The organism is Reinekea sp. G2M2-21, assembly GCF_015687175.1.
Classification (GTDB): Bacteria; Pseudomonadota; Gammaproteobacteria; order Pseudomonadales; family Natronospirillaceae; genus Reinekea.
This window is the reverse complement of record NZ_JADPQG010000001.1, coordinates 402,041-415,861: the sequence shown is the minus strand read 5'-3', so window position 1 is coordinate 415,861 and position 13,821 is coordinate 402,041. Positions and strand designations below refer to the sequence as shown.

10 protein-coding genes and 1 tRNA gene are annotated in these 13,821 nt (G+C 49.6%); 6 read left to right on the top strand and 5 right to left on the bottom strand.

What is annotated here, in order from left to right:
• Positions 1–11: 11 nt before the first annotated feature.
• The gene (locus tag IYN85_RS01840) at positions 12–1,124 is read right to left on the bottom strand and encodes a multiheme c-type cytochrome (RefSeq protein WP_230390429.1); all 1,113 of its coding nucleotides are present in this window, start codon (positions 1,122–1,124) and stop codon (positions 12–14) included.
• Between the two features lie 301 nt (positions 1,125–1,425).
• On the opposite strand from IYN85_RS01840, the gene IYN85_RS01835 reads away from it, so the two are divergent.
• On the top strand, positions 1,426–2,103 hold the full coding sequence (locus IYN85_RS01835) for a phospholipase D-like domain-containing protein (protein WP_196157147.1): 678 nt from the start codon (positions 1,426–1,428) through the stop codon (positions 2,101–2,103).
• Positions 2,104–2,417: 314 nt separating this feature from the next.
• Here the strand turns inward: IYN85_RS01835 and IYN85_RS01830 are convergent.
• Positions 2,418–2,494, bottom strand: a tRNA-Met gene (locus IYN85_RS01830).
• 113 nt (positions 2,495–2,607) lie between these two features.
• On the bottom strand, positions 2,608–5,280 hold the full coding sequence (locus IYN85_RS01825; RefSeq protein WP_196157146.1) for a DUF349 domain-containing protein: 2,673 nt from the start codon (positions 5,278–5,280) through the stop codon (positions 2,608–2,610).
• A gap of 154 nt (positions 5,281–5,434) precedes the next feature.
• Between IYN85_RS01825 and sbcB the strand changes: the two genes are divergently transcribed.
• Together sbcB and IYN85_RS26305 are read left to right on the top strand one after the other, a co-directional pair.
• Positions 5,435–7,027, top strand: coding sequence for an exodeoxyribonuclease I (gene sbcB, locus IYN85_RS01820; RefSeq protein ID WP_196157145.1), 1,593 nt, complete (start codon positions 5,435–5,437; stop codon positions 7,025–7,027).
• A complete protein-coding gene (locus tag IYN85_RS26305; protein WP_196157144.1) occupies positions 7,028–8,527 on the top strand; it encodes a YiiX/YebB-like N1pC/P60 family cysteine hydrolase in 1,500 nt (499 codons plus the stop codon).
• 532 nt (positions 8,528–9,059) lie between these two features.
• On the opposite strand, the gene IYN85_RS01810 is transcribed toward IYN85_RS26305, so the two are convergent.
• Positions 9,060–9,800 (bottom strand): enoyl-CoA hydratase, encoded by a 741-nt coding sequence (locus IYN85_RS01810; protein WP_196157143.1) that lies wholly within the window; start codon positions 9,798–9,800, stop codon positions 9,060–9,062.
• 202 nt (positions 9,801–10,002) lie between these two features.
• On the opposite strand from IYN85_RS01810, the gene IYN85_RS01805 reads away from it, so the two are divergent.
• The 3 genes from IYN85_RS01805 to IYN85_RS01795 all read left to right on the top strand — a co-directional run bounded on the left by IYN85_RS01805 (position 10,003) and on the right by IYN85_RS01795 (position 12,831).
• Complete coding sequence (locus IYN85_RS01805) at positions 10,003–11,517, top strand: fumarate hydratase (RefSeq protein ID WP_196157142.1); 1,515 nt, start codon at positions 10,003–10,005, stop codon at positions 11,515–11,517.
• Between the two features lie 113 nt (positions 11,518–11,630).
• Positions 11,631–12,158, top strand: a complete 528-nt coding sequence (locus tag IYN85_RS01800; RefSeq protein WP_196157141.1) for a cytochrome P460 family protein — start codon at positions 11,631–11,633, stop codon at positions 12,156–12,158.
• A gap of 130 nt (positions 12,159–12,288) precedes the next feature.
• Positions 12,289–12,831 carry a dihydrofolate reductase family protein gene (locus IYN85_RS01795; protein WP_230390428.1) on the top strand — a complete coding sequence of 181 codons (543 nt, stop codon included), beginning with the start codon at positions 12,289–12,291 and terminating at the stop codon, positions 12,829–12,831.
• Between the two features lie 18 nt (positions 12,832–12,849).
• Here the strand turns inward: IYN85_RS01795 and IYN85_RS01790 are convergent, their stop codons facing one another.
• Positions 12,850–13,752, bottom strand: a complete 903-nt coding sequence (locus IYN85_RS01790) for a DMT family transporter (RefSeq protein WP_196157140.1) — start codon at positions 13,750–13,752, stop codon at positions 12,850–12,852.
• Positions 13,753–13,821 lie beyond the last annotated feature (69 nt).

The following is a 13,821-nucleotide window of genomic DNA, read 5'->3' as shown; positions in this document are numbered from 1 at the left end:
ATTGACGTCTCTTATTCTTCAGCTCGAACGGTTGCAGGTACTTTAACCTTTTCTCCCAAGTCCTGAATACTGTCATTTAGCAACTGCAGTACGTACTTGCCATTGTGAACCCAAGCACCGTGATCTTTTGCTACAAATTGGTAGTTGTAGGCTGCTTGTGCTAAGCGAGGTGTCCAGTTAGCAAAACCGTTCGCTCGCACTGCTTCACTTTCTTCCAGCTTGCCATCGTTGTTTGGATCGGCAAAGAAATATGGGTAAGAATGTGAGTCATAATAAATGGATGTATTCAGCACAGTTTTCGCGTAGTCCTGCATGGCAGCATAAAGAAGCGTGTGCAAGCCTTCGACTTCAGTTTTGATACCTTCGCTGTTGTTGCCATCACCGTCAAAGTCGAACTGATTGTCTTCATCACGAATAAAGGCAAAGTCGTCAGCTGTTTTCACATTTTCATGACATTCGGTACAAACCGCGACCTTTACTTCGGTGGTGTGCGGGTTGTGACAGTCACTACATTGAGTGGCGTAGTCGTCATGATAGTGCAGACCCATGTAGTCCAATCCATCGTACTCGTAACCGCCACCTGCTTCACTACCAAAACGGGTAGCAGCGGCCGCGCTATAGTGCACGTTAAGGAATTTTATATCTTTATGAACGGAATCGTCTTCCACACCGGCTTTCGCGATCATGTCATTGACGGCTTTGCCGGAGGCTCGACCCTGGTGACAATCCATACAGCGGGCATCGGCTTCTTCACGTTCAACGACCATACCGGACGGGAAGGTAACTTCAACCATATTTCCCGCCACTTTGTTATGGCACGCGGTACACTGAACACCTTCTAATCCAGGTGCTTTCGCATCAACCTTACCCATTTCTGAACCGTCAACACCTAAGAAGTCCAGATGACCTGTTGTTGAGTGACAGGCAGCACAACGTTCTGGAACCATCTTGTCATCTTCTTCTTCCCAATGTACAAAGGCTTCAGAGGTAATATCGCCGTGAGGTGAGTTCACCCAAGCATCGTAAAAGGGGATTTTTATGTCGCGCATTTCTGCAAAGCTCAGAGTACTCAGTGCACTGGCCAGCAACACGCTGAAGACAGTCAGAAAAATACTTTTCTTCATAGCAGTTACTCCATTTTCTGTTGTTATTAGAGAGTTACGGATAAATTCGATACCGCTTTAGTTTATCCCTATGTAAAGAAAGTGATAGTAGCGTAGATGACATAAGTCAATTAAGTGTGAAAGATATGTCTGGAAAGTGTCAGCAAACACGATATCTCAAATACCAATATTCGATTTCCTAGATCGCTATCGATTTAGTACATTGCCACTGCACAATTAAGAAAAACGCTGTATGTTCAATACAAATGTGCTTAACCAGCGAACCGAGTCAAAAGACAAACCATAAGGAAATTCATTAAATATGAACTGGACTACAGAGCTGACGCAGTTGCTCAGCGACACCTTTGAGGACCAACGCATTGACGCACTGGAAAAGGCCACCCTTTTCGAGACATTCAAACCACTGTCAAGTGAACAGCGCGCATTTGTTCGCAATCAGGCTTTCGATATCATGAAACGCCATTCACGTACAGCGCAAAGTGAACCTCCCTTCAAGTGGCTCGAGCAAGTTTTGAAAAGCCTGGACAACAGCATGCCAAAAACAACCTACACCGGGGTTTACTTCAGTCCAGGAGATGAATGCTTATCCGCGCTGCTGAATTTAATTGATGCCGCTGTGCAAAGCCTGGATATCTGTGTTTTCACAATCTCGGACAACCAACTTCGAGACGCGTTATTCAAGGCGCATCGGCGCGGTGTTACCCTTCGCATTATCACTGACAATGACAAAACAGACGACATCGGAAGCGATATCGATGACCTTAACGCCTCTGGCATCCCGGTTCGGGAAGATACAACCAGGCACCACATGCATCATAAATTTGCCATAGCGGACCGGAAACGATTGGCCACCGGTAGCTTCAACTGGACCCGGAGCGCCAGCCAATTCAACCATGAAAACGTACTGATACTCGAGGATGAGTCGATTATTGAGCGGTTCTGTGTCGAATTCGAGCGGTTGTGGGATGAATTTTCATAGAACCGGACCTTGGCTTTACAGCCAACATCGTCATCGCAGCACTGTGTTCGTTTTTCCTCCTAAACAAAACTGTGGAGTATGCAGAACGGAACAACGGTGAGACGAATATAGTCGGCAACATAGGAATGTTAATTGGTCGCGGTGCGGTGCAAGGATTGGAGCGGATGCATTCCAGGCAACAAAAAAGCCAGCTAAATAGCTGGCTTTCTTAATTTGGTGGCGGCGGTGCGACGGGTCTACCGGATGGAATCCGATCGACGAAAACTTTATTACGCGCAATAAAAAAGCCAGCTATTTAGCTGGCTTTTTTAATTTGGTAGCGGGGGCCGGATTTGAACCGACGACCTTCGGGTTATGAGCCCGACGAGCTACCAGGCTGCTCCACCCCGCATCAACTCGTTCTGATCAGACCCTGTGCTTGTTCGTGCTCAGTGCCTGTCAACGGATGCGTATATTACTGATCCAAACTGAGGTGTCAACTAACTTTTTGATTTATTTGACTTTTTATTTCATCCAATGCTTTCTGGCTGCTTTCATCCGGGCTTCAAATTCGTCGTAAACCGGCGCCTCCACCGGCCCCAGAGCCAGCCATTGTACGACCATCTGGTCAACATCTGCATCGCTCGTGCTGCCACCAATGCCTTCTGATAAAGCCTGTACCTGCAGGTTCATTCGGATTTGGCTGTCGGCTTCCGGACTCGCTACACCCGTCAGGATTTCCAACTCAATGGTTTTTTCATGCATGGCAGCCTGATTCAACTCATCAGCTGGCTGACGCCAACTGTCTAAACAGCCGATTAACTCCTGCGCGGGCGCCGGAACCTTCATGTTCTGCCATTGTGCTTTCAGGACATCCTGTTCGTCAATTGAGAAGCGAACTTGTTTCACCCAGTCAATCAAATCGACCCAATGCTGGTCTTTCGCCGCTAATCTGGCGGCTTTACAGGCAGACTCAAATGAATAACAAGCGTCTTTATATTGCTTCATCAACTTCTGGTGATGTGCTTTAGGCAAGGTACCTAATGACTCGAACTGCGATTTCAGATTTTCAAAAACCGACTGTTCAGCCAAAACGTCGGAGGATATGCTGAGCGACGCAAGGCTGCCGATCAGTTGCTCTGCCTGCTCTTTATTGGTATCCAATTCCGCTTTAAATTCGTTAATCTGCTGCTCGCGTTTGGCAAACAGCTGATCGCAGACAGCGCGAAATTCAGACCACAGTTGTTGTTCGTCTTTACGGGCTACAACACCGGCGTCCTTCCACTTTCGTTGCAAACCTTTGGCCTGCTCGGTCGCGTCTTTAACATCCTCCAGCTCCAGCAGCGCTTTCGCCTGCTCGATGATCTGCAATTTGTTCTGTTTAAATTCGTTTTGACCTTCCCGTAACCGATCAAAGAGCGACTTATGCAGCCGGTCGAATTCGGCTTGTATCGGTTTGTTCTGCACCCGATCCACTGGCGAATAGCGACGCCAATCGTTCCGGGCCAGCTGCAATACACGATCGATCTCTTTGATATCGGCTTTTTCCCAATCAATAATCTCACCGTACTTCTTCAGTTGCATCACGACTTCCTTGCGCCGGTCCAGGTTGATGTCGCGCAGATTTCGCTGCTCAGAAAAATATTCCCGGCACGGCTCATAGGCTTTTTGCGCCAGTTCGTGGAACGTCTCCCACAAATCTTGCTGTCGGTTCTGCAAGCCCCGACTGAGCAGTTTCCATTCATCCTGCATATCACGAATGCTCTGTGCCCGATATTCCGGGTCCATTGACTGATCAACAAGAGCCGACATGCGTTTGATTAGTGCTTCTTTTTTCGGTAATACGGCAAAGCTTTGCCAATCGCGCAACTTTTCCAGTGCAGCGGTGGTTTCTTCCAACTGTTTGCGGATACCAGCGTGATGCGATAAATCAAAGCCTTCCAACTTTTCTTCAATGCCGTGGTACAAGCCTGATGCGCGCCGCAGTGATCCCTCTTCAACAGCGCTCATACAACGGCGCAACTGACCACGGATAGACCGAATGCGATCAATTTCCTGCTGATGATGTTCTGCAAGACTTTTCTGGTATTGATTCAGCGCCTTCTGCAGTCGTTGAATCGGGGCCGGCATGTCATCCGACAAGACAAAATCCACCTCATGCATCCAGTCGTCTATGTCGTGCAGTAACTGTTCGTTATCCGCTTCGGTGTTGTTTAGCTGGCTTTCGATAACATCAACATCGCCATATTTATCCAACAAATTCTTCAGATGGCTCAGCCCCAACTCAAACGCCGTACTGGCTTTCTGGAAGGCGCGGATTTCTTCTTTACCGGCTTTACTGTGCTGCTCGATGTCTCGCCACTGATGCTGTACATCAGAGAGAAAATGCTGATCTTCTGCAATAGCAGCGTCGCTGAAGTCCAGCGCTGACAGGCGTTGACGCATTTTGCTAACAATCGCAGTGACCAGCTGTTGACGATTGGTATCCGCCATCGTTACCGATTCAGCCTGTGCACGTTGCTGTTGCTCCTGCGTCCGCGCGGCGTCTATTTTCTGTTGCGCAGCGTCTTTCGCGGTGTTGAAGTTTTGCTCGTCAGCGGCATCGCTCACCGACAATTCACGCCATTGTTCCAGCAGTCCTTTGAACTTTGCTTCATACATAGGCTCAAGCGATGACTCAGCAAGTTTTTGCATGCTGTCTAATACAGCTCCTTTCTTAGCGCGCCATTCTTGTTGCTGTTTCTTCTGCGCATTCAAGGTTTCTAATTTGTCGTGCAAGATCCGGTAGACAGCTTTGTCTTTGCCTTTACTGAGCTTAACCAGTTCACTTATATCGGCTTCATCGGTCATGTGTTGTGCGGCTGCATTGCGGATTTTTGCGGTAAATCCGTCCGTTACCATCCGTTTCCACTGCTCAACTGATATGCTCGCAGTATCGGCATCTATCTGCACTGCTAACATCGCGGTCAAAGGTTCTCGTAATAGGCCCTGTATGTCTGCGCTGGCTAATTTATTTTCTGCAAGGGCTGCCACCAGTTTGTTGAAGAGTTGAGTTTGTGCTTTGCCGGTTGCGTTGTTCAGCTGTTGTGCCCATTGCTCGGCAGTTTGAGGTTCTGTGACGACCACTGGCTGCGCCGGGACACTTGCGGGTTTGGTGTTGACGTCATTTTTCTTACGGGAAAACAGTTTTTTAAGCATTCCAAATTCCTTAAATAACAAACCTGGTGCGCCAGAGCGACTGAGTGTTAGACACACCGGAATAGGCCGAAGGTCACTCCCCTGTAGCCCAGAGGTACCCTATTGCTCGGCGACGCGTTAGCATACCCCGATCTGACAGCGTGCGGAACCAGTCATGTGGCACAAAGACACCACCCAAACAACATTCCTCTGGTACGACTATGAGACTTGGGGTGCGAACCCTCAAAAAGACCGTCTGGCGCAGTTTGCGGCGGTACGTACAGACATGGATCTGAACCCGATAGCCGAGCCGATTAACCTGTTGTGCAAACCAGCCATCGATACGGTGATCGATCCAGACTCTGTACGCATTACTGGTTTATCCCCTATTTTGCTAGCCGAGCAAGGGCTTCTGGAATGGAATTTTGCACAGCAAATTCACCAACACATGTCGGTCGCAGGCACTTGTTCGGTGGGCTACAACAGCATCCGCTTTGACGATGAGTGCACTCGCTACCTGTTCTACCGCAACCTGTTGGACCCGTACGCGCGGGAATGGAAGAACGGAAACAGCCGTTGGGATTTGCTGGATGTCGTGCGCATGACCAAAGCCTTGCGGCCAGAAGGCATTGAGTGGCCAACCCATGAGGACGGCAGCCCATCGTTCAAACTGGAACAGCTTACCGCAGCAAATGGTTTATCACATGACAACGCCCATGACGCGGTAAGCGACGTGCTCGCCACCATCGCATTGGCAAAATTAATAAAAGAAAAACAACCCAAACTGTTTGATTACGCTTTTAAGCTTCGTTCAAAACATGAGGTCCGCAAACACATCGATGTTGAAAAGCGAACACCACATTTGCACTTCAGCGGCAAAATACCTGCAGTTGAGCATTGCCTGGGCGTCGAAGTCCCGTTGATGATGCACCCTGATCGCAATAACGAAGCCATTGTCATCGATATTCGTGAAGACCCTTCCTGGTTGCTGGACCATGACGCCGACACGATCCGACAATGGTTGTACAGTAAAACAGAGGATTTGCCAGAGGGAGCCCGTCGACCGCCCCTGAAAACCATCCACTTAAACCGCAGCCCGATGATCGCCCCCATGGCCCTGCTCAATGACGATACAGCCCAAAGACTGAATCTCGACCGCAAGCTTTTGCTGAAACATCAACAATTTGTTGAACAACACCCTGTTTTGCGCGAACTGGCCTTGGACGTCTTTACCGACGGCCACGAACGAGCCACACCGGACGATCCTGAACATGCCCTGTACGCGGGTTTTATCGACGATCACGACCGGAATATCCTGAATCGTATGGTTGCGGATAAAATCAAAAAAGACCGTTGGTTGGATGAGGCTCATGCGTTACATGACGACCGTCTCCCGCCCCTGATCGAGAATGTTCTGGCGCGTAATTTTCCTGAAATTATGACAAATGAGCAGCTATCCGCCTGGAAACAGCAGCGAAAAGCCATTTTATCCAATACAAACAGCGGTCAGTCATTGACTGTGCAGCAAGCATTACTGAAAATTGACGAATTGATCAAGGAAGCACCATCGGACGCCTTGAGTGACACCCGCAAGTACCTCAGCAGCCTGCTCGAACGCTGGTTTGAGAACGCGCCTGAAACGTCCAGATCAACCAAAACGGAGAACCATTTACCGGACTTGGGGTCAAACTCTACACCGGAAACAATAACGGACCTACAATCGGAAACCGATGAAAAAGACCTCACCAACCAACTGGATTTATTTTAAGTGAAACGATTCTCTATGTATTTAACCCAGCTGCGCCTAGTGATGATTTGTTTTTTGCTGATCAGCAATACCTTTGCAGTCCAACAAACGCTGGATGCCATTCAAATGCAGCGACAAGGGCTGACCAACCTGATTCAGTTCATGGATCGCACGCCAGAGATCTTTGACCGCGAGCCAAACACAGATACCTTATTGAACCGCCAGCAAAAACAAATCGCGCTGGATACTTGGCAGCTGTACCTTGATTACATGAGCACGCTTAACTTGCTGTCAGATCACACTAGAACCTCCCGCTTGGTTACGTCAAACCCTGATCTGCGTAATCAGTTGCACGCCTTGGCATTTATCGCCCACTACCGTTTTGGGTTGGAATTTATCAGCCGGGTAAAACAGGACGCTGAATTGGTGAAATGGTACAACCTCGAACACGCTGAAGCAGGCTTACCGGGCAGTTTTTACCGGCGTTTCAGCAACCAGATGCTCAGTGATTTTGCCACCGATCAGTTTGACGATTTCAGCCTGAGCTACGTATCTACCCCTCAAAACGATATCGACGCATTCATCGAGGAAGACCGCAGGTCAATCGCAAGGATCAACCGGCTGCATCTGTTGGCCTCCAACAGCGCGGGTTTATTAAAACGGTCGCTGTACAACACCTACTACCCGATGCAGAAAGGCATTGCGCGAGGCATGGGCAAGGTAAAAGTGTGGCGTATTGGAAAAACCCTTATCACCCCAGAGCAGGCATTGGCTTTCAGCCGTAATTTCGAGCCTGGAGACTTTTACCTGACCCGAAAAGAATGGCGTTTAACCAACGTTGGGATTCCCGGATTCTGGACTCATTCGGCCATGTTTATTGGAACGCCGACCGAGCGTGCGCTCTACTTTAACACGCCAGAGATTAACGCTTGGGTGTCCAGCATGGGCGCCGAATCGTATGAAGACCTGCTCAGGCAAACCAGCCGGATTTACGATGAACACCCGGGCTACGACGATGGTGGCGACATCCGCGTCATTGAAGCGCTTGATGCGGGTGTGATATTCAATTCCATTGAAACCTCATTAGACGCTGACGGGGCTGCTGTATTCCGCCCTATGGTCAGTCGTCTTGAAAAGGCCAAGGCCATCTACGCGTCTTTCCTGTATACAGGGCAGCCTTATGACTTCCATTTCGATTTCGACAGCGACAATGCCCTGGTCTGCAGTGAACTGATTTACAAAGCCTACCAACCCAGTGCTAATCAAAGCGGATTGGAATTCCCGCTTTATCGTGCGGTGGGAAATAAGATGCTGACCCCCAGCGAAATTGCCCGTTGGTACGATGAAACGGTAGGAACACCCGACCAGAAGATAGAGCTGGTGATGTTTATCGACAGCAATGAGAAAGATGGCGTGGCGTTTCAATCGACTAAGGAAGCGTTTATTGGTTCGTGGAAGCGCCCAGACTGGTATCTTTTTCAACAGCCTGAACGCAGAGATGATCGAGTCGCGACAAATTAGTGCTCTGAATTAGAAGTTCGCATGTATTCATGCATGCCATTCAAGTTCTAAAGCTAGGGCAACTCTGAATAATTGCTCCCTACCTCAGCGGGTGAAGAAATGCGCAAAATTCGAGGCAAGTACTGCAGGCAATATTCATCATCTTGGCAAAGGACTTAACAACGAAATTTGCCATTTCAGCCCCGCCCTCCGGGTCCTTCTGGTCGATGACTGAGCATTGTTGTGTGTTTTAAAAAGGACTCGCCATTCCCTGCAACACACGCCTCGCTCATCCTATCGATCTGATAGGACTGTGGTGATTTGAATTAATGAGAGTTGCCCCAGGCGTGTCTCGCAGTCAATGGTTATTCCATTGACAAGAGACAGAACGACGCTAGAGAGCTTGAATGTCGCGCCCGAAGGGAGCTAATGGAAAACACTACTACGGCGATGCTCTTCTTGAAAAGATCTCGATATTCTCTAGTCAGAGCGCCTTTTACCAGCGCTTCCCATTAGCTCTGAAACGATACGAACTTCCGACTCAGGACAGTAGTTAGCGACTTAAAAAGGCATCGACCGCTTTTTTGAAGTCATCGCTGGCCAAACGACGACGAAACAACGCCCCCTCTTCGTCCATAATCTGCAAGGTGTGAGACATATAAGTCTGCTTCATCAGGCGCTTGCTGATCATGACCGACTCATTTGGCAATTGCGCCAGCTTCTGTGCGTGATGCAAAGCGGCACTGAAGAACTGCTCATCTTTATAGACTTCATTGATAAGCCCTGCCGATTTGGCTTCATGGGCATCAAACATTTTGCCAGTTAACAGCCATTCAGAGGCCTTGGCATGGCCGACCCGCAGAGGCAGTAGATAAGAGGAGGCAAATTCCGGCACCAACCCCAGGTTCACAAACGGCAACTGAAATTTTGCTCCCTCACCGGAAAACACCAGATCACAATGCAACAGCAAGGTAGTTCCAATACCAATGGCCGGACCATTCACAGCAGCCACAATAGGCTTTGGGAAATCGGCGACAGTCTGCAGAAAACGGAATACCGGCGAGTCATCGTCTTCCGGCGGGTTCTCAAGAAAATCTTTTAAGTCGTTTCCTGCTGTAAAACAGGATTTGTGACCGGATATGAGTACAACGCGTATGTCATCGTTCACCCGCGCGCTGACAAACGCTTGTGCCAGATCCTTGTACATCTGTTCGGTGATGGCATTTTTCTTTTCAGGGCGATTGAACTGAACTTCCAGAACACCATTGTCGAGCCGGGTTTCTATTTCAGACATTGAATAACCTTAAATTTTATTATTTGCCCGAATAATTTAAACGAGCGTTTGAATTTTGCAAGCAGTTCACTATCATCAGGCACGACTGCGACCATTGGATTATGACCGCCCGTCCCCCTTTTTCATGTACAATGCGCGCCCATTATTGTCATAAAACAACAATGCAGGTGTCCATCAATCTGCTGGCCAAATGGAGAGAACAATGACCGACATTAAGCAGGAAGACTTGGTTCAAAGTGTAGCCGACGCTTTGCAGTATATTTCCTATTACCACCCAAAAGACTTTATCGACGCTGTACACGAAGCGTACCAGCGCGAAGAATCTCCGGCAGCAAAAGACGCCATGGCGCAGATTCTGATCAACAGCCGCATGTGTGCGGAAGGTCATCGGCCAATCTGTCAGGACACCGGCATCGTGACGGTATTTATCAATATTGGTATGGACGTAAGGTTCAGTGACGCCACCATGAGCGTTGAAGATATGATCAATGAAGGCGTTCGACGCGCTTACCTGCATCCAGACAATGTTCTGCGTGCTTCAATTTTGGCCGACCCGGATGGCGCAAGAAAAAATACCGGCGACAACACACCTGCGGTGATTCATACCCGTTTGGTCCCAGGCAACAAGGTTGATGTCCAGGTAGCAGCCAAAGGGGGCGGTTCCGAAGCAAAAACCAAATTTGCCATGCTGAACCCCAGTGACTCCATTGTCGACTGGATTCTCAAAGTGGTTCCTGAAATGGGCGCGGGTTGGTGCCCACCGGGCATGCTCGGTATCGGTATCGGCGGCACAGCGGAAAAAGCCATGATTATGGCGAAAGAAAGCCTGATGGAACCCATCAATATCCAGGAACTTCAGGCCCGAGGCGCGTCCAACCGAGGCGAAGAGTTGCGGCTGGAAATCATGGAAAAGGTTAACAAACTGGGCATTGGTGCGCAGGGACTGGGTGGTCTGACCACCGTTTTGGACGTTAAAGTAATGGAAGCTCCCACGCATGCCGCCAACAAACCTGTTGCGGTGATCCCGAATTGTGCGGCCACGCGCCACGTGCATTTTGAGCTGGACGGAACTGGCGTTGCTGAATTACCGACGCCTAAATTATCCGACTGGCCCAACATTGTCTGGGAAGCCGGCCCATCGGCCCGTAAGGTGAACCTGGACACGCTGAAAAAAGAGGACATGCTCGACTGGAAACCCGGTGAAACACTACTGTTATCAGGCAAAATGTACACGGGTCGCGATGCCGCGCACAAACGCATGGTCGATATGATAAATAAGGGTGAAAAACTGCCCGTCGATTTAACCAACAAAGTCATCTATTACGTCGGTCCTGTTGACCCCGTGCGCGAGGAAGCGGTAGGTCCTGCCGGACCAACTACGGCCACCCGCATGGATAAGTTCACCGACACCGTTCTAGAGCATACCGGTCTGATTGCTATGGTCGGCAAGGCAGAGCGTGGCCCAGTGGCAATTGACGCCATTCAGAAACACAAGGCGGCCTACTTAATGGCCGTCGGTGGTGCCGCTTATCTGGTGTCTAAAGCCATTCGCAGTGCCAAGGTTGTTGCGTTTGAAGACCTAGGTATGGAAGCCATTTACGAATTTGAACTGGATGAAATGCCAGTCACCGTTGCAGTTGATACCAACGGTGAGTCTGTACATCGCACCGGTCCAAAACAGTGGGCGGCGAAAATTGCGGCGAAAGAAATCAGCTGAATAGGCAGTGTCATTTATCCCTAAAGCCGCTTTTGCGGCTTTTTTTTAACCTTTCGAAAACTTATTGGCCATCTCATGGTCTTAACGCTCACCCACATCGCTAAGGAAAACGGATGAGCACTCCACTAAAGACACTCACACAGAAAACATTCAAATTAGGTTTGCTTTGTGCGCCTTTACTGTTCAGCAGTTGCGCCGTACTTTCGACGGCTGACGCAGACCCTCGCTGGGCGGATTATCAGCAATGGACCAAAATCAATAACAAGCCGATCACGGGCGACCACACCGGATTTATTGGCAACCTGCACGAGGGTGCGACAGGGTTTCGGCAAATATACGTCAACGATATCGGGATAGCCGCGAGCTCGGGTAACGCTCCTTATCGTTATCCTGTTGGCACAGTGGTGGTCAAAGAGCAGTACAAAACGCTGGAACAGCTTGAGCAGCAACACAAACCTGGCCTGACGATCATGGTAAAAGTCAGCGATACGGCTGCCAATCCGGCGGAAAACTGGGCTTGGTCCCGAGGCTATCAAAAAGAGGCCAAAACCGATGATCAGTTTTGCGCCGGGTGCCACACCATTGCACTGGCGAATGACTTTGTGTTCAGTAACCAGGAATCATTGAAGACGTTCCAGTAATAGATCTCACAGGCAGGTAACAGCAGCAGTTGAATACCACTGTCGGTTCAACAGCTGACCTGCCTCAATATTCAAACGAAAAAAACATGTCTATGCTCTGTGGACTGACAACAATAATAAGGAGTCCTCCATGATGCATGCCTCTGCATTCATTGCTACATCACTAGACGGTTACATTTCCAGAGCCGACAACTCAATCGACTGGTTAGAAGACGCCAGTTCAGATGCAACCGAAGACTACGGTTATGAGGCTTTCGTGTCGTCAGTTACCTGCGTTGTCATGGGTCGGAAAACCTTCCAACGCATCCTGACCTTTCCTGAATGGCCTTACCAGACACAACGCGCCATCGTGATGTCCAGTACGCTAAAAACCATTCCGGAATCACTGGGTGACAATGTTCAGTTGTTCAATGGCAGTGCCCAGGATGTGGTTCAGTTGCTCGAAGCGGAAGGTGACAGCCACCTATATGTTGACGGTTCGCGTGTTATTCAGGATTTTATTGCCGCTGGGCTATTGACCGACATCACCATCACCACAGTGCCAATTCTGCTTGGCGAAGGCGTGTCGTTGTTTGGCGGTCCATTGCCGAAAGATGTCAAACTCAGACACGTCGCAACACGTGCCTACCAGAACGGTTTTGTCCAATCGCAATACGGGTTCCTGAAGGCCTAGCCGGTCAGTTGTTGATGTTCAGTGCTTGGACACACTGAGCATCACTATGCCGCTCAAGACCACCGCACCACCCAACAACTGCACGAACGACAGCACCTGCCCCAGAACTATGTAGCTCAACAACAACGAAGCGACCGGTTCGAAATTAAGAATGGGCGCATTACGCGCAATATTTAAACGGGGCGCTAAAACAAACAACACCGTCGACGCAATGCCATAACACAGGGCCAAACTAATGATACCCAACCACCCTTGCACATGCTCAGGCACTGCAAAGCCGTCGCCAATAACCCTGGCACTACCTGCCACGACCAGAGACACGGTCACGATAAACATGGTGTACGCACTGCGCACTGCGCCGGGCATTCGCGCCAATTGATGATTCGTCAGCCACATGGCCAATGCTAAAAAAACGCTGGCCAGTATCGCAAGCATTACCCCAACGGCCCAGTCATCACCTAATGCCGATGGATTGGCAAGCCAACCCGGGATGTCCAACACCATGACCAACCCGATGAGAATCAGCGCCAGTATCAACACAAACCCCAAGTGGGGACGTTGTCCGTTAATCACCCAATTCAACAGTGTGTATAACAAAGGCCAGCTGTTGATCAACAGCAAAGCTATCGCCACGGGGATGCGAGCAACGGCGGCGTACAATGACAGACTTTGAAGAGTGATCAACACACCAAGGGCCAATTGCCAACCTCGATTGCCCGCAGGAACCGTCATAGGCTGACGTCGTACCAGCACGATGGTGGCCATAATCAGGAAAGCGACGCTGCTGCGGGCTACCAACGCCAGTACTAAACCCGCACCGTCATCAAACGCAAAACGCGCCGATACGTGGTTCGCAGCAAACAAGGTGGCTGCAAAAATCAGGATAGTAATGGCTAAAGGGCGCGGCAATGAATCTGGCATGAAGGAAACTTTAATTGGGTATGCCCAGTGTAACAGGCCCGCTACGTGAAACCGATCCACCCTTGGTAC